The sequence below is a fragment of the Vibrio sp. A2-1 genome, assembly GCF_021728355.1.
Lineage (GTDB): Bacteria > Pseudomonadota > Gammaproteobacteria > Enterobacterales > Vibrionaceae > Vibrio > Vibrio splendidus_K.
This window is the reverse complement of record NZ_JAKKCO010000003.1, coordinates 437,542-459,820: the sequence shown is the minus strand read 5'-3', so window position 1 is coordinate 459,820 and position 22,279 is coordinate 437,542. Positions and strand designations below refer to the sequence as shown.

The window sequence follows — 22,279 nt, the reverse complement described above, 5'->3', positions numbered from 1 at the left end:
TATGAATAATATACAAAACAGTCTCTATGGTTTATTCGATACTCAAGGTGTGAGTCTTTCAAAAGAGTACAAGGATTGCATCGAGAAATATTTAGTATCTGATTTGTCTTTCACTTCTGAGATGATGAATGGTTTGGCTCGAACTATTTTTCAAAATAAAAAGATGATGGCTTACTACCTTTTGCACAATGCAATCGATGAAGCTAAAGGTGCGGCAAGGTTACGAATGATCGCAGAGCGGTATGCAGATGATGAATTAAGGCCGCTTATGTTGCGTCACTATAACGATGAAATGAATCATTCTACGTTGTTTGCCAGCCTTATCCCTTTTACTGGGTACGAGACAGAAACGCATGAACATGAAGTTCAATATGAGTTAGATAAAGTCATGAACTTTGACGATGAGCTCAAGACATTCCTCTTTAGGGTTCATTCTATTGAAATACGTTCGTGGCGTTTACTGTTACTGCATTTGGCGATCATTGATGAGTCTGACGATGATTACATGAAACAAATGCGTCCAACGATTCAAAAAATCTTAGAAGATGAAATGCAGCACGTGTGTTACACCGGACAATATGTCAGTCGTTGGTTACATGCTGAACCACATTTAAGCAAAGTTTTTGTTGAGTGCATTACTCACACGAATAAAGAAACATGGGAAGACCTTTCTTCGATGGCTTTATTCATGCGCGATCATATTCAAGACTTTCTTTTAGAATCGGCGGCTTAAATGACTCTCTGGCTTAGGGTTTTAACATCGCGGAGCTCATTCGCGATGTTGGTTATCATCGCTATCTCGTCAGTGATAGCGAATACTGGATGGCGAGTCGTGATGAATAACTTCGCTGTCGACACTGTTGCTATGACCGGGGCTGATGTGGGTGTATTGCAGAGTGTTAGGGAAATCCCAGGCTTGCTTTCATTTACTGTTTTGTTTCTGTTGTTCATCGCTTCAGAACAAAGAGTCGCGGTATTGTCGGTTGCAATATTAGGGCTAGGTGTTGCCGTGACTGGGTATTTGCCTTCGATTTATGGCTTCTATTTCAGCACAACGATCATGTCTATTGGCTTTCATTATTTAGAAGCGGTGAACAAATCACTCTCAACACAATTGTTAGCGACCGAGAACTTTAGTGAATCAATGGGAAAGATTCGCTCTGCTGCCTCGTTTTTCTCGATGGTGACTTTTCTGTGCATTATGGTCGCGAGTTATCTTTTTGACGTTTCAGATAAGGTCATTTTCTTTACTTGTGGAGCAATATGTTTCTGGCTAGCGGTTTACTTAGTCACATTTAAAAATACTCAAACAGAGGTTAAACAACACACTAAACTCATTGTCCGACGTGAATACACGACCTATTACATTCTTACCTTTTTGAGTGGGGCAAGAAGACAGATCTTTGTGGCCTTTGCTGGCTTACTGATGGTGACCAAATTTCAATATACGATTGCGATGATGGCCGCTTTATTTATGGTATCCAGCTTAGCAGCGACTCTTGCTCTACCTTATGTTGGGAGACTTATCGATCGAGTAGGAGAGAGGCTGGCTTTGATCATTGAGTATGCCGCGTTAGTGTTGGTGTTCCTATCTTACGCATTTGTGGATGATCATTATGCGGCTGCGGGGTTGTATGTTATCGACAGTATCATTTTTAGTTTTGCCATAGCTTTAAACACCTACTTTAAAAAGACAATTAGGGAAGATGAAGTGGCTTCAACGGCGAGTTTGTCATTCACTATCAACCATATTGCAGCGGTGTTCCTCCCCTTTTTGTTGGGAATCATCTGGATGTCTGGTTATCAATGGGTGTTTGTATCTGGGGCAGTGATTGCTTTGATTAGCCTGTTGGTTTCGTTGACTATGGGAACGCAGCTTCATCAGCGAATTAATGGATTCGATAAGCTACAGAAACAATAGCGACACTCATCGAAACTACAGTATTTACTACGTTGAAGACTCAGGCAACTTCCCAATGCTCAAGCAACCAGAACAGTTCAACACAACGTTGATGAAAGCGTTTAAGTCAGTGAAGTAGGGCGTTGTAGTTGTTAAACGATAGTTGTAATGGTTCGACTAACAATCCCCTACGGAGCTCCCCTTGATTGACATCTCTAATCTCTTGTTGGTAACGAGAAAGGGGAGGAATTGAACAAAGTGAGTCAGTGAATTTTCTAACTTAGTAAATGACGGATTATCTTTGGTAGGGCAATGTAGTTAGTTAGTTAGTTAGTTAGTTAGTTAGTTAGTTAGTTAGTTAGTTAGTTAGTTAGTTGTTGGCGCGATCCCTCTTGTTTCACCAATTTTCATTGTCCATAGATTTTTGTCAGAAAATCCATTATCTCTTCCCGCCTTCTTAAAACGTATCGGAGGTTCAAATGCTGGCTCATCCGATAAACCGCTAATGGTTCCCCAGTGAGAAGCAATCAATGTTTTTGCGCGAACATCTATGCCGATAGAAACAGCCTCTTCAGGTGTGGCATGCGACATCCACAATAATTCCCTAGGTTTATATGCTCCAATAGGCAAAATAGCAAAATCAAAGGAGCCATATTTCTCACCGACATTATTGAATATTGTTTCTGAGTAACCTGTATCGCCAACAAAAAGGAGACGATTTTGTAAACTTTCAATAACCCAAGAGGCCCATAGCGTTTCATTATGATCAGATGTACTTCTTGCTGAATCATGAACAGAAGGCTCCGCTGTTATCTCTATTCCTGAAACTGACACTGACTTTCCCCAATCTAACTCAGTAACCTTGTTATACCCTCGTTCGGTAAAAAAAGACTTAAGTCCTAAAGGAACAACGACATGAATATTGTTTTTGTTTTCTAACTTCCTAACTGTTTGATCATCCAGGTGGTCATAATGATTATGTAAAACAATCACCATATCAATAGGAGGCAATTTATTTATAGGTATGGGTAAATCAACAAACCTTTTTGGGCCGGCCCATGAGACGGGGCTGGCGAATTTTGACAAAAAAGGGTCAGTCAGGATCGTCACTCCAGAGGTCGTAATCAAAAAACTTGCATGCCCTAACCAAGTAACACTATCGCTTTCAATAGAGTTTAAAAGTTGAAGAGACTTCTTCTCTGTTAGCTGATGTCCATCGGGGATATCAGGGACAAACACCGAGTCCCATGCTCTTTGCATATAGAATAAGCCCCCTTTAGGTGCGGCAGTTTCTACAAATGGGTGGTTCTGATAACCGTTACTTGTATGATGGTTTGGCTCATCCACCAATGAAGGTTTTTGGGAGGATTCAGGCGAGAGTGAAGAACATGCAGATAAAGTAACTAAGACTAAAATGGCACTAATGAAAATTTTCGTATCGTTCATCATTGACTCTCTAAAACTCTTTATATGGTGATTCGATAATGTGCCAGTTTAAAATAAACTTAGCTATAACCACACTAAGTTAACCAACTGTTTGTTAACAGCGAGCGTATTGTTAACAGCGAACGTATCGTTAACAACGAGCGTATAGCTCAAAACCGATTCTATCAACTTCAAGCCCGCAAAAACCAAAAGTGAATGCCTTTACGTAAGGTCTCTACAGCCTTTTATTAAGTATCAATATTTCAATGAATTACCATGCCTCGATGGTTTTGCACGTTATCTCATTTGTCATAGCCAAGTTCATAGTGCTCGTGAGTGATCCGCATCAATAGTTTTGGGCACTGACTTAACGGAGTTGGACTGCCCAGAATCCAATCTGGCTGGAGAAAATGATATTAGAAAAGATTGGTTAATCTGAGTCGACGTGTTTATTGACAAGGCTAGCAATTAGACTACGCTTTAATAACTGATGGAACATCGTCAGTGGAAAATGAACAAGTTTCAACGTAAACCGTAACACTGTAAAAGAAAGAAAAGATATGTACATTGTAGAAAAATAGAAAAGCCACTTTTTACATTAAGTGGCTTTTTTTTGTCAAAAAAGATTATCAACGATAGCTTAAATTTTTAGTGCAGATAACGAATCCAGTTTGAAAGTTAACAACAGAAAGAAGCAACCACTCAATCATTCTAATCTAGAGCCTAGCGAAAACTCGGGATAATCGCCGGAATACCCGGTAGAAGACCAACCAACGCCATTACACCACTTAGCACAATAAACATAGTGCCAGGTAACACCCAACGGCTCATTTTACTCAGTTCACTACTACGTTCTTTACAACCGACTAAGCCTAAGTTATCCAACAGCATGGTGAGAGCCCAACCAAATGCTGGGTTAACGAGCGCTGAAGAAAATACAACAATCGCTGCTGATTGTGTGGTTTTTCCTTCACGAGTCATTTCCATTCCAGCTTCTAGCAATGGCACAAATACCCCAACAATTAGCGCCACACACAGTACAGGTTGCCAGATAGCTAGATCCATCGGGTAACCCCAAACAGCGGCGATGATACAGAACAGAGCTGTGAGCAAAGCGCCGGCAGGAATAGGGCGTTTAGCAATCGCCGCCGGTACGATATAAGTCCCCCATGAAGACGTAAAGTTAGTACCGCCGAGCAGAGAACCGAACGTTTGACGAATTGAAGCCGTGGTCATGGTGTCGTCGATGTTCATGTGTACTTTTTCGGTACGTTCTGGATAGCTGATCTTTTGGAATACTTGATGTCCTAAGAAATCTGGAGACCACATAGCGACAGCCAAAATTGCAAACGGCAATACCACCATGAAGTGTTCAATCGTTGGTAGGCCTAGCATCCAACCTGTATCTTCTCCCCACCAATACATAGGGTTCATGTTAGGCAAGCCTGGCTCAGTGTGGAAAGCAAATGGCGCACCCATGGCAAATGCAATCGTACCACCCAGCAAGCAGCTAAGAGGCACGGCTAACCAACGTTTACGGAAATGTTCCAATAACGCGTACAAAATGATGGTACAAAAGATCACGACAAAAGCAATATGACTCATGCCAATTCCCTCAGCCCAAGCAAATAGCTTTTTAACTTGGGAAGCGGTTCCTACAAAGCCGAGGTAGAGCAATAAGCCACCACATACGCCTTTACTGGTGAGGTTGGCCAACATGCTGCCACCTTTACTGATGGCCAAGAGTAAGCCAAAAGCGCCTATCAGCAAGCCAAATGCCATTGGGTGTCCGCCAGCTGCAACAACAATAGGGATTAAAGGAATGAGTGGGCCATGCGTACCAGCAAGGTTCGCGGTCGGCAATAAAAAGCCAGAGAAAAGGATGATGAAAACTGAGGCGATAAGGAGTTCGTAACGAACGTTTTCTAGAATGAAGTCTTCATTTAACCCGAGCGCTCCAGCAAAGGTTGCTGCGATAGCGCCCACCATTACCACTTTACCAATAGTCGCGGCCATCGCTGGGATGGTGTCTTCTATTTCAAATCGGTAATCTTTAAACGGTAAGTTTGGACGCCAGCGCTTAGGCGACATGATTTGTAATTCGTGTTCTAAATACTGTTCTCGGGAGTCAAACTCTGAGCTTGGTTTGTGTTGTTGTTCATAGGAGAGTTCGTCCTCGTTGGCTTGAGGCTTATCTGTTCGTATATGTACCGACTCTAAAGTGCTGCTCATTTTGATTCCTTTCTTTCACACTCTGAGGTGTGTTGTTCCAACAAACGTAATTTACTCACGCAGAAGCGCAAACAACATGTCAACTTATAATTAAAGACTCATTAACATTTAGTTGTTATTACCTTATACCAAACCAAAAAAAACAAATAGACTCAGTTAGTTAGACATTAGTCGTAGAGTAGGTCGACTAGTATTAGACTCTGTAGATAGTGTGTGTCTGGTTATTTGTAGGCCCTTAATTTCAGGAATAACAAAGTCACTTTCAACAACAAATAGTTCGACTCTAAAGACCCAGAAAAAAGTCTAACAACTTACGTTTGGTTGCATGCTTGGTTGCGTTCTGGTGTGATTTGATAGTGACATCTGGTCCGGTTTTATACTTGATATAATGGGGCGATAAACAGGGGTAGGGATTGTCTCTAGTAACTCAATTTCTCCTACGTTTGGCCCCTGATAGTGTTAGAATCTCCGCATCAGAACTATCGAGAAACTAGGTATTTATAAACAATGTTTATCCATCACGTAAACGGCATCGACTGGCTGGTGATTACAGCTTTTGAAGAACTGAAACCGATGTTTATCGAAGATGCTGGTCCCATCCCAGCTTACTTCTCTACCACCAGTGAACTAAGCCTGATTGATCAAGCCAAGCGCAGCTATGGATTTTTGCCTAAACTCCGCGGTGTGATCACCGATACCGGCACGTATCAAAGTGAAAATCTTGAAGAAGATTTGAACCCACAGCTAGCGTGTATAGTGGAAGGGCGTGGTCGGGTGTTTATCTATCACGGCGACTATGTGGCTTTTGTGGATGACGATCAAACCTTCATTACCCGTATGGACTGAGAGTGGTTCGGTGAGTTGAGATCTGCGAATTGGTAAATCAGCGAGTTAGCTCCCCTAGAATTAGAAACTAAAGGATTAATACGATGGCAAAAACGATCTCATTGGTACTTGGCAGTGGTGGCGCAAGAGGCTTGGTTCACGTTGGAATCATCCGTTGGTTAATTGAGCATGGCTATCAGATAAAATCCATCTCTGGCTGTTCAATTGGCGCACTTATCGGTGGTGTCTACGCGGCGGGTAAGTTGGATGAATTTGAAGAGTGGGTCACCAGTATCGACCAATCGGATATGGCTATGATGTTGGACTTTTCATGGCAATCGAGTGGTATCTTCAAAGGGGACAAGATCATCGACACACTGCGTGGATTGATCGGCGAGATTTCAATTGAAGATCTGCCTATCCCTTATACCGCAGTTGCTGCCAACGTCGCCGATGAAAAAGAGGTGTGGCTGCAATCAGGTTCTCTGTTTGATGCCATTCGCGCCTCCATCTCTTTGCCACTGTTCTTTACACCTCATGTCATTAATGGCGAAGTGCTGATTGATGGCGGAGTACTCAATCCCGTACCGATTGCGCCTACCTTTAGTGATAAGACTGACTTTACGCTGGCTGTGAACTTAGGTGGTGAACCTGAGATGCTTCAACAGGAAGTGATACCGGTTTCCCTACCTACAAAAGAGAGCAATCTGCATGAGAAGGTTGTTCACTTTATCGATAATCTAGGTAGCAGTGTAAAAAGTAAAATGAGCTTCAATTTTGCTGCCTACGACATTGCCAACCAAGCGTTTGATGCGATGCAATCGACCATTGCTCGCCAAAAACTGGCCGCTTACCCCGCCGATATTACGCTTGAGATCCCACGTAATGCCTGTGGCACTTTAGAGTTTGATCGCTCACAAGAGATGATAGACAGAGGCTATCATTTGGCACAGGCTAAACTGGGCAATCGACTTTAATGTATTTGCTGCTGAATGAGAGTAATTATGGAAACTGAACTAAAAGAGCTTGAACTCCACGAACTTATGGCAACAAAAGATGTCATCTTGCTCACCAGTTTAGAAGAGCCTGCAGTATCTTGGCTGATAGATTGCTATCAAGATAATACTGATATCGACATTATCGAGAACGCACGTCAACTCGATACTGAAGCGATTTTGGCGCAATGTCGAAAAAGCCTTAGTGAAAGTAAAAAGGTGATACTTACCGCGCAGTTTCGTAGCCAACTGCCGATCATCAATATCGCTTCACTGTGTAACGAGAAGCGCAAATCGTTGATCAATATTGAGTTATCCGGCTGGGACGAAGAAAAACGTCTTCCTCACTCTTTTAGCAGTTTCTAGGTCATAGTAGCTTCTAGCTTCTAGCTTCTAGCTTCTAGCGGTTTCTTGGTAACAGTAGTCGCTAGTCTTTAGCGTTTCTATGTTGACGTAAGCCCACAAGATATGGACTTCACTTCAAATGCCTACCGCCATCTAAGTGTAAGGTTCTTCCTGTCATGTAGTGACTGGCCAAAACATACTTGATGCCATCTATTATTTCCTCAAAGCCCGCTTCTGTAGGGATCAGAGCTTTCTGCAGCGCTTTGGTTTTGTATGCCTCATCGTCATGTTCATTGAACTTAATCATGGCTGGAGAGAGGGTATTTACTTTGACCTTGGGAGCCAGCATTGCTGAGAACGACAGAGTCAGGTTGTTGAGCGCAGCTTTACTGGCCGCGTAAGCGATGTGCTTTTTACTGCCTTTTTCCGCAACGTAATCACTGATGTGGATGATGTCTGACGTTTTATCGCCAGACATCAGTTGGTCTTTGAGTGTTAAATTGAACAGATAAGGCACGGTAGCGTGAATCGTCATCATCTGATGCATGATTTGTGATGCATTTTCACTGGGGTTTGTCTTGTTCTCCGGCTTCCAGTCAGAAGCATTATGTATGACGGCTCGAAGTGTCTTATATTCTTGACCCACGTAATGAAGAAAGCCCTCTAAGCTGCTTTGTTGATAAAAATCTACCTGCTGTAAGTCGGCTCCACTGTCGCGCAGTAATTGCAGTTGAGGGTAGTCGCTTCGGTAAGTGCCAACCACTTTGTATCCATCCGCTAAAAGTTGCTGCGCCAGTGCGAAGCCTAGTCGCTTTCCCACACCAGTTATTAGTATCGTTTCACTCATCGCAAAAACTCAGCTCTAGTTTGAGGGTTAGTTTTGAAAATACCACCGAGAGCGGTTGTTGAAGTTTCAGAGTTGGCATCCATGACACCTCTGGATTTAACGCAATAGTGGGTTGCTTTAATAGTCACGGCCACGTTTTCTGTTTCGACTAGAGTCTGTATCGCGACCAAGATTTGCTGAGTAAGGCGTTCTTGTACCTGAGGGCGCTGAGCAAAGAATCGAACAATACGGTTTATTTTAGACAGCCCAAGAATCTTGTTTTCAGGGATGTAGGCCACTTCTGCTAAACCATCAATGGTGATGAAGTGATGTTCACACGTCGACGTTAAATCTATGTTCGATACCTTAACCATTTCATCAACGGACATTTTATTTTCTATAACACTGATTTTTGGAAAGTTATCGTAATCGAGCCCTGAAAAAATCTCATGGACGTACATCTTCGCAATGCGATGAGGGGTTTCAGCGAGGCTGTCGTCGGTTAAATCCAGTCCAAGCGTACTTACCACTTCCGTTAAAAGCCCTTTGATGCGGTTGTACTTCTGACTAGGGTTCATTTCGCTCGGAGTCATTGGGGTTTCAAGTCCTTTTGCGAGCAAAGCTTCTCTTACTTTTTCGGCTTCTGTATTCAGCATGACTCTCTCCTTATGAATTATTGTCGTTGTCTGCTTCATAACTCAGGGTGAGCGAAACAGAGTCGGCAAAGCGTAGCGCATGAGGCTTGTCGATTCTCACTTGAGCATATTTCACCCATGGATGATCGATACAAATGCCGAGTACGTCGCTGGTCAATTTTTCTAAAAGCAGAAACCTTCCGGATTCGACGTGTTGAATGACCTTCTTGCATATGTTTTTGTAGTTGAGCGCGTTCTCCACATCATCAGAGAGGCAAAGGTTATTGGCGGGGTAGTGGATTTCTGCATTGATAACGATGTCTTGTTGCTTAGACTTTTCTTCCTCGTTGAAGCCGATGAAGGTTCTTAGTCTCAGGTTTGTAATGGTGATAATGGCGTTGTGATTCATAACAGTGTCCAATCCTTAGAGAGTGAAGTCAGGTACGTGCTTGTTTTAAGAAAAGATCAGTAAAGCTCACGCGATTAAGAGTTCAGTTGTTCCGTTGGCAGTTGTTCTTTTCGCAATTGTTCCTGTTGCAGCCGTTCTTTTTTCAGTCATGTAAACGCTAGGTGAAACTGATATCGAAAGGGATGGGTTCGGTTTTCTGATTTAACTTATCGAAGTTTTCCCAGAGCTGCTGATATGAGATGTCTAGAGTGGGGTGGCGTTCTTGCGCAGCAATATCGACTAATGGCCTGAGCACAAAAGCGTACTCGGTGATTTCGCCTCTAGGCAGCTCTACGCCATCGATAACGCCCACTTGATTACCATAAAGAAGGATGTCGATATCCATCGTCCGTGAAGCATAGGCTTTGGTCTGGCGCTTGCGATCGTTCTCTGATTCGATTTGATGCAGAACCTGAACCAGTTCGGCGACAGGGAGGTCACATTCAAACCCAACGACAAGGTTTAGGAAGTTGTCCCCTTCGAAGCCGACAGGCTCGCAATCGTAGAAATTAGAAATGTGCAGCGGTGCAAAGTGGTCATTCAATGCTTTGAGAGATTCTGTGACGTGATGTTCGCGGTTGATGTTGCTTCCGATGCTGACGTAGACGTTGGCCATAGTTTTCCTTCCTTTTAAGGAGCCTATACGTCCGACTTGCTATGAAGATCAGCTATGCGTCCTTTTAATGGCAGGACGGCGAAAGAAAAATACGATTCTATTACAAGTTTTTTCCGTTTTGAGCCCCGAAAAAGGGCACCTGTGAGCTAGAAAGTGCCACGAGTCAAAGCTCAGCCTATGAAGGTATTGGATAACTATTTTGTCAGTGGTTTTGCTAAGTTAATAGAATACGGATTAGTTATAGCATCGAAAACACCGCTTTACTGAAGTTGGCTCGCCTCAAATAGAGGTGCATCTGGCTTTTTATCGTTACCCATGTCAAAGCTCATGACAACAATTCTAATCAGGAGGTTAGATTAATCAGGCCACAACATACAGCCATCAATCGAACGGGCAAAGCGATGTGTCATTCCAAGGCGCAGAACTAGACCATATTCTATGGTGTCACATATTTTAACTGTATTCCGGCAAACTCCCTCTCTTCCATGCCGCGATAAAATCATCTTCTTTTAAAGGCTTAGATAGTAAGAACCCCTGTACTTCCTGGCATCCTTTGTTTCGAACGTAATCTAATTGACTCACTGTTTCTACGCCTTCTGCAATGATATTGAGATCATAAATTTTGGCCATTTCAATGATCACTTCAATAAGCTGTTTGTCTGTTGATTCAGAGTCAATTGCGTTGACAAACATACGGTCGATCTTAAGCGTATCGATAGGATAATTTATCAGTTGGCTAAAGGCCGTATAGCCGGTACCAAAATCGTCAAGAGAAACCTTCACTCCGAGTTGTTTCAACGCCTTAAGTCTCTCAATATTCTGTTTGTCTCCGGGTATAAAGCAGGTTTCAGTGATTTCCATTTCAATCATGTGGGCTGGAATCTTATAGCGCGTCAGTAACCCAGAAAGTACATTGACAAAGTCGGAATTAGAGAGCTGCCAAGATGAGAAGTTAATCGCTAATGTACCATCAAAATTCAGCTCTTCTATCCAGACGGACAGCGTCTGCAGAGCATTTTCAAAAACCCAATAATCAATATGTTTAATTAAGCCTGACGATTCTGCTACAGGTATAAAATCCGCTGGCCCGTAGGAGAGTAGAGCCTCGTGGCTTGTACGGATTAGAACTTCTGCACCTTTTATCTTACCTTTTTCGATATCATAAACTGGCATATAGGTTAGATAGAACTCGTTAGATTTAATCGCATCTTTCAAGTCTTCATTAATTTGAGTATGACGCTTTATTTCTCTATCCATCTCTTTTGAGTAGAATTGATAATGGTTTCTTCCCGCGACATTTTTGCAGGCATACATCGCTGAATCAGCATTGTTAACCAGTTCGGTGACAGAGTTAGCATCATCAGGGTAAACGGAAATACCGACACTGACCCCAATATCAAATTGAGTACCATCCACCTCGAAGCCGTCCTCAAAGAGAGAGAGAATTCGATGGGCAAATTCGGTAAGTATATCTAAGTCGTCCAATCCACCAACTATGATGGCAAACTCATCCCCAGATAGCCTGGCGAACTCAAGCTCAGAGATAGTTAGATTTCCCCACTCAAAATCAACAAAGCTGTCGACAAGGCGTTCTGAAAACACTACGAATAAGTGGTCACCAACATGATGTCCGTACTTGTCATTTACGTGTTTAAAGTTATCAATATCAAAGTAGATAACGGCGCACTTTGTATCTGTTTCGGTGCAGTTATTCATTATACGCGTGATATCTAAATTGAATTTTTTCCTATTTGGTAAGCCCGTCAGAGAGTCTCTTTTTGCCAGATCATCGAGATCAGTAATCAAATTAATGTACTTATTGGTAAGGATGGAGACTTCGTCGTTACTTTTGGAACGCTCTATGTAGACTAAGCCATCATGATTTACGGACTCCACTTTCTTAGTCAGTCTCTCCACTGGCTTAATGATTTGTTTTACGATAAGCCACTTTAGTAGTAAGAAAGTGACAGCCGTTACTAACAAAACAATAACAGCGTAAAGAAGTTGAAAGGGTTTATACAACTTATTGAGGTGTATTTGAGATAGGCAAATTTTGATAGACCATAAGTCATGTATTAACTGAAAACCTAATTCATAGTCTGGCAGGGTAATATCTTTTATCTGTTCTTCGTTACCCAGCGAATACGAGGTGGCATTAGGTCTAAGTATCAGTTGAGCGTCAGGACCGAGCCTACTTTTCACAGATGCTTGAAATTCATCGTAGTGCCTGATTTTTGAGCGAACCACTGCAGTAAGTAATGTCTGCCCATAAGAAAAGGTTGGGACAGTAAAACTCTGCTCAGGTGTAAATGTTTTTACAACTAAAAATTCAGGGCCTTCAACACCATCGTTCAGTTTGTAGGTAGAAGCGTTAACGTGAGCCACACCTTTCAAATCTAATGCTTGTTGAATCGTAGCAAGGTGATCCGTCACAACCGTATCAGCAGAGTATTTTGCAAATGGATCCGACGTATTAAAGTAGATAAGCTCTTTGCCATTAATATCCACTAGAGCAAAGCTCTCGATCGTACTGTGATTGAGCTTTAATTGATTGATATAAGCCGTTAGCTCTTTCTCCGTGTAATATTGAGCAGTGTCATCATATATTTCAATAAGATACTTTTGAATGTAGTAGTTCTCTAGACTCATTCTAATCGCAGAATCGAGCTCTCTAAGCGCTTCATTAAGCTCATGAGAGATATGAGTAAGTTCACTTTGTAATTGTTCCGATAGCGACGAGTTCAGTTGCATTTTTTGACTGGTATACGAAAACACTCCGGCGATGGAGAAAATTACCACCATAACAGGGAGCAGAATATAATTGATCTTTAGCGACAGTTTCATTTTTTTGTTTTATATCTTTGGTTATGAATAACAAAGAGTATTTGGCTTCTCAGGTCTGAAGCTTCTTTGCTTAGTGTCTTATAGGTAAACGATGAACCGCTGTCTAATCCCGTTGGGAACAACTCTTCATCTAACAGATAATCATCAGATGCTAAGCCCAAGACGTGTCTGTTCGAGCTTGCGAACCACATCTCTTCTGCATTTAATGCCGATCTTTCAGGTGTGTTAATAAAGTTAAGGAACTCTATCGACGCTTTACTAATAGGCCTGTCTTTATGGACACTAAAGCATTCATGCCACATCAAAGTACCTTCTTGAGGAATGGTATAGATCCAATCATCTTGCTCTGTATACGACGCTATTTGTTCTTTTTCTCCTGAATAGATAACGGCAACTTCCATTTTAGAGCCAGATTTTTTATCTAGAGCGTAGCCAATAGCCGCTCTTATTACTAATAGCTGTTCACGGACCTTCATTAACAGTTTGTACGCTTGTGCCAATTCGACTTCATTTTCGGTCATAGGATCGAACCCTAACGCCAATAATGCGATTGCAATGGTATCTACATCGTCATCAGGAATCACAACAGTTTGAGGGTGCTCTAATGCGTAGTCGAAAACGTCCATCCAAGAGGTTATACCTTCGGTAGCTCTTGAAGACCGAAATGCGACCCCCATGGTACCATTAGCGTACGGAATGCCATGCACCCCGCAAGCTCTGCGAGACACCTCTGTAAAGTTTGAATTACCTTCCTTCAAAGTATTAGACAAATCCCCTAAGGTGCCTGCTTTGCCCAGTTCGCCAATGGTTTGCCCATCAATGATAAACAAATCATAGGCTAGGGCTTTACCTGAATACACCACAGCATCACGCAACATTTCATTTTCAAAATAAACTTGAGAAACAGTATGACCGTACTGTTCTTCAAACTCTTCTATCAGAATGTCAGAGATATAGTCTTCCCAAGTGAAAATTTTTAGCTCTTCGGCAAAACACCTAGCGGATAAAAAAATAGTACACGTTAGAGTAAAACAAGTTAAAAAACGCATCAGATACCTATTACTAATTGTTTTCGATGGTGTTTAACCATGACGTTGGTTTTGGCCTTATTTATCAAACATAGGCGTAATTGTGCCTCATCATCCAATATATTAGTGAGATGTATATTAGATATCGTGCAAATAGTTGATTTGTGGGACTAGAGTAGACATAGAGAATTGAAAGTGTAAAACATCGTTAAACGTTATTTTTCATATTGGATCAAATCAGAGCATGTTCTTTACTACAAACTCAAACTCAAACTCCAACATCACCAACTTGCAACTCCACGTCGACAGTTTGCCATGAGAAAAAGTACTGAAATTCCAGTAGCTCGATCTTCCACGGAGTCATTACATTAATGCGGAATGGGGCAAAATATTTGTTGGTGCAGTTCAGGAATTTTGAAGAGCAGCCTCTAGCGCCCCATAAACCCCGAGCAAAAGCGAACTTCATCTATCTCACTGGCAATTTGGTCTTTGTTTTTACCTGACCGAAGGCGAATCTGGATTCGATAGAAGCTATATTGGGTAGGCGAGTTAGTTGCTTGCGGATAAACTGCTCGTAGCTTTTGAGCGATTCGCTCACTACATGCAAAAGGTAGTCGTGATTACCTGTCATCAGAAAGCACTCTAACACTTCATCAATCACTTCAATGTGTTGCTCAAAGTCGCGCATGTTCTCTTCTGTCGGCTTTTCGAGTTTCACCAACACAAACACATTCACAGGCAGGCCACACGCTTCTTGGTCAACGCTGGCGTGATAGCCGCGAATAATCCCTTGTTTCTCCAGTGCTCGAACTCGGCGTAAACAAGGGGAGGGTGAAAGTGCCACTCGATCGGCCAACTCTTGATTAGTCAGTCGAGCGTTGCTTTGCAGTTCAGCCAGTATTTTCTTATCGATCTCGTCCATTGGCATATCCCATCAATATTAGAGTTTATTCGGCAATATTATTGCTCAAAGTGTATGCCTTGCTTCTCAAATAGCAATTTTTAGCACCCGCGAAAAACTAAAATTAAAGGAGGTATAACAAAGGACTGAACTATGAACACGTCAACTCAACTTAGCCCACTGCGTAAAACCACCAAACACGAACAAGCAGAAGCCCTTGCCATTGAGCAAGCAAAGCATTTTGGTATCGACCCAAACAGTGATTACGGCGTCACGTTGATTGAACTGGCGACGACACTGTACAAAGCCAATACCAAGACTCACGACCTTTGGGCATTGACGGTTGACGGCCTCTCAGAACTCGATAAGAGTGACCGAATCGCTTGGTTTAACGCTAAACGCTTTCTGTCATTCCAGATCGCTAAGATCCTCGACAATCTGCAAAACCCAATGCGCGCGACTTACCAATCTATTGCCACCAATAATGGTAATTTTGCGTCTAAAGGCGCGTATCCTATCTTCGATAATGTCGCTGCTATATTCTCTGCCAGCCCTGTGATTACACGCACTGCGACCTACTTGTTTGCCTGTACCGAGTGGATTGAAGATGCATTCAACGGTAAAGAGCCGCTGCACGATATTTACTCTCGTCTTCTCAATCCTACATCGATTTCACTGGCTAATCACATGGTTGATATTGAGGCAGGTTCTAGAGCCAACGAGTATCTCGCATGGAACTTTAACTCGGGGATGGCGGCTATTGATGGGTTGTTAAGTCATTTACTCGGCCATGAAGATATAGTCTTGGCCTCACGTAACATTTACGGCGGTTCTTATCAGCTGTTGGAAGATTGGTTTGGCAAGCCTTCGAACCTGAATGTCGCAGTTGAGTGGGTGGATGGTTACTCTGGTGATGAGTTTGCATCGCGCCTAGATGAGGTTGCCGATAAATACGCCGATCGTCTCGCCGCGGGTAAGAAAATCTACGTTTATCTAGAATCACCGTGTAACCCACATGGCTACGTGTTGGATGTTGCTAGCATCAGCAAAGCTGGTCACTCTCGTGGTTGGGATGTGATTGTTGACTCAACCGTAGGTACGCCACTGCTGCACCCAGTACTAAAACGTGATGATGTGATGGAAAGGCCAGATTATGTCGTTCATTCCTATACCAAAGAACTGGCGGGTTCAGGCACCACCACTGCTGGGGTCGTGATAGGGCGTAACGAGACCATGTTTGTTCCAAAAGGAGAAGAGGTCACCTGTAACAAACCTAACGGCGATGAGGTCACCATTCCATGGAACGAAACGCTGTTTTGGAATGTGTATTACATTAAGGGCGCATTCTTAGATGCAGACAAAGCGTTTGAAGTGCTTAACGGCATGAAAACGTATGAGATGCGTGTGGTACAGAAAACCATTAACACACTGACGCTCGCGAAGATCTTTGATGCTCATCCAGACATCAATGTTTCGTGTCCAGCTTTGCCAGACAGCGATAACTATGAACACTGCCAGAACAACATGTACTTGGGGCTACCAGCAGCTCTTTTTACTATCGATATGGAAGGCAACGGCGACCGTGCACCAATCAATCGTGATGGCTTTAAACAGTTCTTCGACATGCTTGAGCCAGCAATCGGCATGCAAGTGAGCTTAGGGCAAACCAACACGGTGGCGCTGTGTCCGGCACTGACTACGCACTCTGAACTCAGCGATGAGGCGCTCAGTGAGGCTGGCATCAAACCGACCACAATGCGTATCTCTATCGGCTTGGAAGATCCTCGAATGTTCATCGCTCATATTGTCGAGGCCGCTAAATTGTCGATTGACCGCAAACACGCAGACTTCTCATCGAGTTTCCCGAGTGGTGACAGTATCGATGAAATCTATATGCAAACCTATATGGATGTGCACCAGAGGTTTGTGAAGAGCTTGCCGAAGTTCAGTCAGCTTAGTCAGTAAGTTGGGTCAGTAAGCTAAGCTGGCAATAAAGGTTAACAAGAGAAGTCAGTGAAGTAGGGTAACTGTAACCGTTAAAGGACAGTCATAATCGCTAAATAGCAAAACTAAGGCCGCGCGCGAGGCCTTAGTTTAGAAAGCTCTCACTGTGTAGCTTCATCGAGTGCTATTCAATTGGTTCTTGGAAAGCGACTCTGTTGATGACTTATTACTGGGCTAATACTGAATAGCAAAGAGCAAGAGCTCTAAGAAAGGAATGATTTTCGTAAAAAGTAAAACTATTCGATTAAGATCACCATTAAGATCATATGGTTATGGTTTTTTGGGTATTGTCATTCTACGTATTTTCAACATGAATGAATTATGAACGCTACTTTCATCCGCGATTAATACCACCTCCTGCATAGTACACCCATCAAAACAAACTATGACTCCTTAGAGGTTCTTATGAAAAACGTACTTATTGCTACTACACTGGTTCTGGCTTCAGGCTTAGCAACAGCAAACACTTTACCAGCAACGGGCGGATTTAATGGCCCGACGGCTAGCGCTCCTGTTACGGTTGCTCAAGTCCTAGAAGCAAGAGACGATACCCAAGTTCAGGTGACGGGTAACATTGTGCACTCTTTGGGAGATGACGAGTACAAGTTTACTGATGGTAAAAACACAATTGTGATCGAAGTAGAGGATGAAGCTTGGGCTGGTTTGACGATTGCTCCAAATGACAAGATAACGATTGTTGGCAACGTTGAAAAAGATAGCTGGGAAGAGGCAACAATTGAAGTTGATAGAATTGCGATTGGTAGCTAAATCGAGTGAATGCAGTAGTAACTGAAGCGATAACTTAAACCTCAAAGGAGCTCATTGTGGCTCCTTTAAAGTTTTAGAACTATGACAAATAGAGAACATGTATTTACTTTGTGTTATTGCTCATAACTCATAGCTAAGTGCCATACCCGTCCAACATTAATTCAGTAAACAGTCTACGTCTCTAATAAAGCTAGATTCTTAGGTAATAGACTGAATTTCGGCTGTACCAACCCATTTTTGTGTTTGGGACCAAATATAGCGGTGGCTCATTCTGGGGAAAACGTGAGAACAGGAGCTAACTCACTGACGCGAAAAGTGTCTGCTCCATTGGTTGTCAGCATGAAATGTCTCATGTTGAGATTACTCGGCAGAGAGACTCAAAAAACGGTCGTTAGAGAACGTTGTAACTCTCTCTGCTCACTCGTTTACTATTTAGGCTGGTGGCCAGTCTTCTTCGCAAGTTCTTGCATAGCCTCGGCAAACGTTGTTGTCCCGCCTTTAGCTTTAACCTGTACCACCTTATACCCCAGATTTTCCAGCGCTTGGCGCTCTGCTAAAACAGCTTTATCATCTGGCTGACTGCCCTGTACTGGCTGATGAATGTAACACCCCTCGAGTTGACCGTCTTCGACCAGTTGGTGGTGTTTTAGTGCATTGATATCAAAATTCATAGTAAGTCTTTTCGTTTAGAATGGAGAGTCTCTGTGGCAAGGCCGCGAGTATTTATAATTTGATTGTTTGTACAATACGGCATTTTAACCATAAGAAGCTAGTGTAAATACAGTAATCCAAAGGAATGTAGCTGGGTACGGTTTACTTCTTCAACCTCTTATTGATAGTCGGAAAGGGGAGTAACTGAATGCGAACGTTACAAGTGTTGCTGTATATTCAGCGATCAAGAATGTTCTCCCCCTCAGTCGTTAATCTAAAGAGATCGTTGAACTTCATTTGAGGGGAAAATATCGAGCCTGTCCTAATGGAGTAGTACATCTTTTGTCTTGGTAAGATTCTGACAATGGACTTTAAAATCGTTATCACTAGTCGTCGTTTTAATGATAAGTCAATCAGCAAAGTTTCCTAAAACATATGTATTATTTAACTATGCCTGAAATTCAATAACATGTTGGCCAAAGGGTACTGGTGGTTCTAATAAACATTCAATTTTTATACTCTTAAGAACCCTAAATCTTGTACCGTGAAATTGGCTAAGTTTGGAAAGATATAATCCATTGCACTATCACTTGTCACTCCCATCCATTTTGCGATTGTCGCACCAATTTGCTCCACAGAAGTCGTCGGAATCATTCTCCCTTTATTGAAATCATTCTCCCCATCCAAGATTAATGATGGCCACTGTCCGTATAGCTGCCCACTATTTAATGCTCCGCCCATCACAAGATGATTGCTTGCCCAGCCATGGTCTGTCCCGGTGCCGTTGCTCGCTAAGCGTCGACCAAAGTCAGACATTGTCATTGTTGTTACTTTATCGCTCAGCCCCGCGGCTTCCATTGACTGATTGAACGCTGCAAGCGACTGACTCAAAGCACTCATCAATTCCGCATGGTCATTCAACTGGTTGGCATGTGTATCAAAGCCACCTAAGCCGACAAAATAAACTTGCTTCTGATGCCCTAGTTGATCGCTCGACTTAATCAATCGCGCGACCGTATGTAACTGATGACTTAAAGAAATGTCAGGGAAATGCCCTTCTTCAGGTATTGAATCAATCGCTGAAGCTAGTGTATCTCGTATTGAAATTGAATCACTCTTCACACGATCAAACTCTCTTCCAAACGCCGTCAGAGGAGATAGGTTCATCACCTGATCAAAGCTTTTACGGCGCTGAGCGTTGTTTATAGCATTCACTTTAGGCAACGACGAGGCATTAATAAGATTGGCACTATAGTCGCTGCCATTTAATAGCTGAGCGTATCCATTAAGGCTAAATGTTGGGCTAATTGTATCTGTATCGCTACTGAGTACGTCCATCATTCTACCTGCCCAGCCTAACGTTGTTGTACTTCCAGACCAACCGCGTTGCCATTCAGTTTGCTGCGAATTATGAGAGAATAAAAACGGTGGCATCGCATGCGTTCCGTCCTTTAAACCCGTTTTTGTTGAAGGCTCAATCAACACTCCGCTGTTTGAAATGGCGACCATTTTTCCGCTATTGAACAGACCTTGAGCATCAATCATTGATGGGTGTAAACTTAATGTCAGACCTGAGCCTGTATTCAATGATAAAGGCAATAATGATGCTTGTGAGATGGCAATATCTGGACGAGCTGCTGCGTATTCATCATAGTGTGCATTATCGTTGGGCACCAACATGTTAAAGCCATCATTTCCGCCGAACAAAAACACACAAACTAGCGCTTGATAATCATTATTTGGCAGCGCATGTGCAGAGCCAGTTCCCATCATTGAGACAACTGGTGTCGAGGCCATAGCCGCTAATAGTTGACGACGTGAAATCATTGGGCTAATTCCTCAATATGAAACTCTTGGCTAGTCACAACAATATACAGTGCATTGCGGACCTTTAAACTTTGCTGCGTATCGCGAAGGCTTTCTAAAGACTCCAATACCACGGCTCTGAGTGGCTCACTCATTCTCTGAGACAGTAAACGCCTCTCAACTTCTTCGATCAATGCTATGTGGTCATTAGCGACCGCTTCTAAAGGTGCTGTATTTATGACAATGCGTTTAGGATTATCTTCACCCTCGTAATTTGTTCTGCCCGTTGCATTCCAAAACTGATTATTGGTGAGAATGAAATTATTCCAGCTCAGTATCTCGAACTCTGGTGCAACATCATTTGCGGCAGCGATCTCACCATTTGGGGCGTAGTCAGGAGAAAAGAAATTGAACACACTGGGCGAACCTAGTGGGGACTGCCCATATGACCCGAACATGTCGATAGAGTTATGGAATCGCCCCGAAGGATCGGCTGATTTTGCTTCAAATGCGCGGAAAAAATTGGTCATCGCGATTAAAGGCTCTTTCATCTTGGCGGGCGATCGAACACTGCCGCTAAGCGCTTCACGATCAGTTAGAATCCCGCGAATTACCGCTTTAAGATCACCTCTAACCCCCTCACCATTGTCGGCGAATAGTGCACTAATTCGAGCAATATAAGCAGGGGAAGGGTTCGAGGTCACCAGTCTTTGGATAAGGTGTTTACTGATTAACGGAGCCGTATTGGGGTGATTAAGCAACATATCCATCGCCTGTGCCATATCTTGCTCAGCGGTTTGTCCTTGTACAAATACCTCGCCTATCACCACCTTTTCTTCATCATCATGGCGCTCAGGATAAGCGACCATTGGCAGGAACCAATTCCCGTCTTTAGAACCCCACGATGGTCTAGCTTTCTCCGCTATGTGCCAACCAGTAAATACCCGTGCAAGGTTTTCTATGTCATCCTGCGAGTAAGTTGGAATCAATTGCCCCTGACTATCAAGTTTCTCTGTACCATCGAAATTTAATTCATAAAGCCCGATGCTAAACAATTGCATAACTTCACGTGCATAGTTTTCATCAGGGAAGCGATTACTCTCTGGATCAGCTTTTTGATTAGCCATCATTGACAAATAATCGCCCATCGCTGCATGAAGCGTCACTGATTCAATCAGATCACGATAATTGCCAAAAGCATGCTTGATGAGCATGTCGTAGTAGTCGGTCATCTCTAGCGTGCGACCACCCAAGCTAGCGCCATACCGTGAAATCACAAAAATTTCACTCAATGCAAATGCGACTCGCTGTCGTAATTGGTCTGCTGCATTAATGCTGATATCCCACCAAACTGCCACGCGATCTGCTTGGTTGTAAGTGTCTTTATCAGCTTCCAGTGGGTAAGATTTCAGGCGTGTTGAGTGCAAACTTGGGGCCGCAGAAAACTGCTTATCTAGCCAATTGATATAGCCTAAGTTTTCTAATTCTTGATAGGAGTTTGGCTGTGGGCCAAATGTCGAACGATAGAGAAGGTCGTAACGCTGATCTTGAGTCAGGGAAGTAGGTTCAGGAGTACCACCATTTCCCGAACTGCTATCTTCTCCGCCACATGCCGAAAGCAACGAGAGGCTAACGAAGCATATACATAATTTGAAGCCAAAACGCTTTAACATAAAAAACTCAGAGATCTTATTACTGCAGGTGATTTTCCGCACACTAACGAAGATCATCATTTACAGCAATCTAACCCAATATAAACTGTGCGACGGGTTCATATTTGACAATGAGGCCGCAAAATAACTCAAACCATATCGTTGAATACGATATACGCATATCTATCTAGCCTTAAAAAAGAAAAAGGTCGTGCGATCTATCTCTTCTAAAGGCAGTCTTTCTCAGTCAATTATTAATCTATAGGTCATAAGGCAGACTACGAATTTATATTACTTTGTGACACATAAATTTGATATTTACAGGGTGCAGATAACTTATAGCAGCACAGATACATATTAACAAAATTCGATTGAGTT

19 protein-coding genes and 1 pseudogene are annotated in these 22,279 nt (G+C 42.8%); 8 read left to right on the top strand and 12 right to left on the bottom strand.

What is annotated here, in order from left to right; translation table 11 throughout:
- Position 1: 1 nt before the first annotated feature.
- The 3 genes and pseudogenes from L3V33_RS13450 to L3V33_RS13440 all read left to right on the top strand — a co-directional run.
- The gene (locus tag L3V33_RS13450) at positions 2-733 is read left to right on the top strand and encodes a GTPase (RefSeq protein WP_102551805.1); all 732 of its coding nucleotides are present in this window, start codon (positions 2-4) and stop codon (positions 731-733) included.
- A gap of 45 nt (positions 734-778) precedes the next feature.
- A complete protein-coding gene (locus L3V33_RS13445; protein ID WP_237290608.1) occupies positions 779-1,921 on the top strand; it encodes an MFS transporter in 1,143 nt (380 codons plus the stop codon).
- A 10-nt stretch (positions 1,922-1,931) separates the two neighbouring features.
- Positions 1,932-2,039: pseudogene (locus L3V33_RS13440) on the top strand (alpha/beta hydrolase); the annotation flags it as partial.
- A gap of 227 nt (positions 2,040-2,266) precedes the next feature.
- On the opposite strand, the gene L3V33_RS13435 reads toward L3V33_RS13440, so the two are convergent.
- Positions 2,267-3,349: an MBL fold metallo-hydrolase gene (locus tag L3V33_RS13435; protein ID WP_237290607.1), complete on the bottom strand. Its 1,083-nt coding sequence runs from the start codon at positions 3,347-3,349 to the stop codon at positions 2,267-2,269.
- A gap of 699 nt (positions 3,350-4,048) precedes the next feature.
- Positions 4,049-5,557 carry a DUF3360 domain-containing protein gene (locus L3V33_RS13430; protein ID WP_237290606.1) on the bottom strand — a complete coding sequence of 503 codons (1,509 nt, stop codon included), beginning with the start codon at positions 5,555-5,557 and terminating at the stop codon, positions 4,049-4,051.
- 507 nt (positions 5,558-6,064) lie between these two features.
- Here L3V33_RS13430 and L3V33_RS13425 point away from each other — a divergent pair.
- The 3 genes from L3V33_RS13425 to L3V33_RS13415 all read left to right on the top strand — a co-directional run bounded on the left by L3V33_RS13425 (position 6,065) and on the right by L3V33_RS13415 (position 7,743).
- Positions 6,065-6,403 (top strand): cytosolic protein, encoded by a 339-nt coding sequence (locus L3V33_RS13425; RefSeq protein WP_237290605.1) that lies wholly within the window; start codon positions 6,065-6,067, stop codon positions 6,401-6,403.
- Positions 6,404-6,486: 83 nt separating this feature from the next.
- Positions 6,487-7,359, top strand: a complete 873-nt coding sequence (locus L3V33_RS13420; protein WP_102491360.1) for a patatin-like phospholipase family protein — start codon at positions 6,487-6,489, stop codon at positions 7,357-7,359.
- 15 nt (positions 7,360-7,374) lie between these two features.
- Entirely contained in the window at positions 7,375-7,743 is a 369-nt protein-coding gene (locus L3V33_RS13415; RefSeq protein WP_237290604.1) for a hypothetical protein, read from the top strand.
- A gap of 109 nt (positions 7,744-7,852) precedes the next feature.
- Here the strand turns inward: L3V33_RS13415 and folM are convergent, their stop codons facing one another.
- From folM to L3V33_RS13380, 7 genes are all read right to left on the bottom strand, one after another.
- A complete protein-coding gene (folM, locus tag L3V33_RS13410; RefSeq protein WP_237290603.1) occupies positions 7,853-8,569 on the bottom strand; it encodes a dihydromonapterin reductase in 717 nt (238 codons plus the stop codon).
- Positions 8,566-9,204, bottom strand: a complete 639-nt coding sequence (gene folE, locus L3V33_RS13405) for a GTP cyclohydrolase I FolE (protein ID WP_017080608.1) — start codon at positions 9,202-9,204, stop codon at positions 8,566-8,568. Before folE ends, folM begins: the two co-directional genes overlap by 4 nt.
- A 10-nt stretch (positions 9,205-9,214) precedes the next feature.
- Entirely contained in the window at positions 9,215-9,592 is a 378-nt protein-coding gene (folX, locus tag L3V33_RS13400; RefSeq protein WP_054546529.1) for a dihydroneopterin triphosphate 2'-epimerase, read from the bottom strand.
- Between the two features lie 157 nt (positions 9,593-9,749).
- Entirely contained in the window at positions 9,750-10,247 is a 498-nt protein-coding gene (gene folK / locus L3V33_RS13395) for a 2-amino-4-hydroxy-6-hydroxymethyldihydropteridine diphosphokinase (RefSeq protein WP_237290602.1), read from the bottom strand.
- Positions 10,248-10,700: 453 nt separating this feature from the next.
- Entirely contained in the window at positions 10,701-13,091 is a 2,391-nt protein-coding gene (locus tag L3V33_RS13390) for a GGDEF domain-containing phosphodiesterase (protein ID WP_237290601.1), read from the bottom strand.
- A complete protein-coding gene (locus L3V33_RS13385) occupies positions 13,088-14,140 on the bottom strand; it encodes a spermidine/putrescine ABC transporter substrate-binding protein (RefSeq protein ID WP_237290600.1) in 1,053 nt (350 codons plus the stop codon). Before L3V33_RS13385 ends, L3V33_RS13390 begins: the two co-directional genes overlap by 4 nt.
- Before the next feature lie 445 nt (positions 14,141-14,585).
- A complete protein-coding gene (locus L3V33_RS13380) occupies positions 14,586-15,041 on the bottom strand; it encodes an Lrp/AsnC family transcriptional regulator (protein WP_237290599.1) in 456 nt (151 codons plus the stop codon).
- Positions 15,042-15,173: 132 nt separating this feature from the next.
- Here L3V33_RS13380 and L3V33_RS13375 point away from each other — a divergent pair, with 132 nt between their 5' ends.
- Positions 15,174-16,985 (top strand): PLP-dependent transferase, encoded by a 1,812-nt coding sequence (locus L3V33_RS13375; protein ID WP_237290598.1) that lies wholly within the window; start codon positions 15,174-15,176, stop codon positions 16,983-16,985.
- 444 nt (positions 16,986-17,429) lie between these two features.
- Positions 17,430-17,792 carry a NirD/YgiW/YdeI family stress tolerance protein gene (locus tag L3V33_RS13370; protein ID WP_017075181.1) on the top strand — a complete coding sequence of 121 codons (363 nt, stop codon included), beginning with the start codon at positions 17,430-17,432 and terminating at the stop codon, positions 17,790-17,792.
- A 428-nt stretch (positions 17,793-18,220) separates the two neighbouring features.
- Here L3V33_RS13370 and L3V33_RS13365 read toward each other — a convergent pair whose 3' ends face one another.
- From L3V33_RS13365 to L3V33_RS13355, 3 genes are all read right to left on the bottom strand, one after another.
- Complete coding sequence (locus L3V33_RS13365; RefSeq protein WP_065205428.1) at positions 18,221-18,463, bottom strand: hypothetical protein; 243 nt, start codon at positions 18,461-18,463, stop codon at positions 18,221-18,223.
- Between the two features lie 493 nt (positions 18,464-18,956).
- Positions 18,957-20,270 carry a DUF1501 domain-containing protein gene (locus L3V33_RS13360; RefSeq protein ID WP_146454763.1) on the bottom strand — a complete coding sequence of 438 codons (1,314 nt, stop codon included), beginning with the start codon at positions 20,268-20,270 and terminating at the stop codon, positions 18,957-18,959.
- Positions 20,267-21,922 (bottom strand): DUF1800 domain-containing protein, encoded by a 1,656-nt coding sequence (locus L3V33_RS13355; RefSeq protein WP_145564733.1) that lies wholly within the window; start codon positions 21,920-21,922, stop codon positions 20,267-20,269. The genes L3V33_RS13360 and L3V33_RS13355 overlap by 4 nt, the downstream gene beginning before the upstream one ends.
- Positions 21,923-22,279 lie beyond the last annotated feature (357 nt).

What these genes read in the sequence shown, in the direction of transcription:
- L3V33_RS13450 (WP_102551805.1), top strand. Translation starts at nt 2, where the DNA reads ATGAATAATATACAAAACAGTCTCTATGGTTTATTCGATACTCAAGGT.
- L3V33_RS13445 (WP_237290608.1), top strand. Translation starts at nt 779, where the DNA reads ATGTTGGTTATCATCGCTATCTCGTCAGTGATAGCGAATACTGGATGG.
- L3V33_RS13435 (WP_237290607.1), bottom strand. Translation starts at nt 3,349, where the DNA reads ATGATGAACGATACGAAAATTTTCATTAGTGCCATTTTAGTCTTAGTT.
- L3V33_RS13430 (WP_237290606.1), bottom strand. Translation starts at nt 5,557, where the DNA reads ATGAGCAGCACTTTAGAGTCGGTACATATACGAACAGATAAGCCTCAA.
- L3V33_RS13425 (WP_237290605.1), top strand. Translation starts at nt 6,065, where the DNA reads ATGTTTATCCATCACGTAAACGGCATCGACTGGCTGGTGATTACAGCT.
- L3V33_RS13420 (WP_102491360.1), top strand. Translation starts at nt 6,487, where the DNA reads ATGGCAAAAACGATCTCATTGGTACTTGGCAGTGGTGGCGCAAGAGGC.
- L3V33_RS13415 (WP_237290604.1), top strand. Translation starts at nt 7,375, where the DNA reads ATGAGAGTAATTATGGAAACTGAACTAAAAGAGCTTGAACTCCACGAA.
- folM (WP_237290603.1), bottom strand. Translation starts at nt 8,569, where the DNA reads ATGAGTGAAACGATACTAATAACTGGTGTGGGAAAGCGACTAGGCTTC.
- folE (WP_017080608.1), bottom strand. Translation starts at nt 9,204, where the DNA reads ATGCTGAATACAGAAGCCGAAAAAGTAAGAGAAGCTTTGCTCGCAAAA.
- folX (WP_054546529.1), bottom strand. Translation starts at nt 9,592, where the DNA reads ATGAATCACAACGCCATTATCACCATTACAAACCTGAGACTAAGAACC.
- folK (WP_237290602.1), bottom strand. Translation starts at nt 10,247, where the DNA reads ATGGCCAACGTCTACGTCAGCATCGGAAGCAACATCAACCGCGAACAT.
- L3V33_RS13390 (WP_237290601.1), bottom strand. Translation starts at nt 13,091, where the DNA reads ATGAAACTGTCGCTAAAGATCAATTATATTCTGCTCCCTGTTATGGTG.
- L3V33_RS13385 (WP_237290600.1), bottom strand. Translation starts at nt 14,140, where the DNA reads ATGCGTTTTTTAACTTGTTTTACTCTAACGTGTACTATTTTTTTATCC.
- L3V33_RS13380 (WP_237290599.1), bottom strand. Translation starts at nt 15,041, where the DNA reads ATGGACGAGATCGATAAGAAAATACTGGCTGAACTGCAAAGCAACGCT.
- L3V33_RS13375 (WP_237290598.1), top strand. Translation starts at nt 15,174, where the DNA reads ATGAACACGTCAACTCAACTTAGCCCACTGCGTAAAACCACCAAACAC.
- L3V33_RS13370 (WP_017075181.1), top strand. Translation starts at nt 17,430, where the DNA reads ATGAAAAACGTACTTATTGCTACTACACTGGTTCTGGCTTCAGGCTTA.
- L3V33_RS13365 (WP_065205428.1), bottom strand. Translation starts at nt 18,463, where the DNA reads ATGAATTTTGATATCAATGCACTAAAACACCACCAACTGGTCGAAGAC.
- L3V33_RS13360 (WP_146454763.1), bottom strand. Translation starts at nt 20,270, where the DNA reads ATGATTTCACGTCGTCAACTATTAGCGGCTATGGCCTCGACACCAGTT.
- L3V33_RS13355 (WP_145564733.1), bottom strand. Translation starts at nt 21,922, where the DNA reads ATGTTAAAGCGTTTTGGCTTCAAATTATGTATATGCTTCGTTAGCCTC.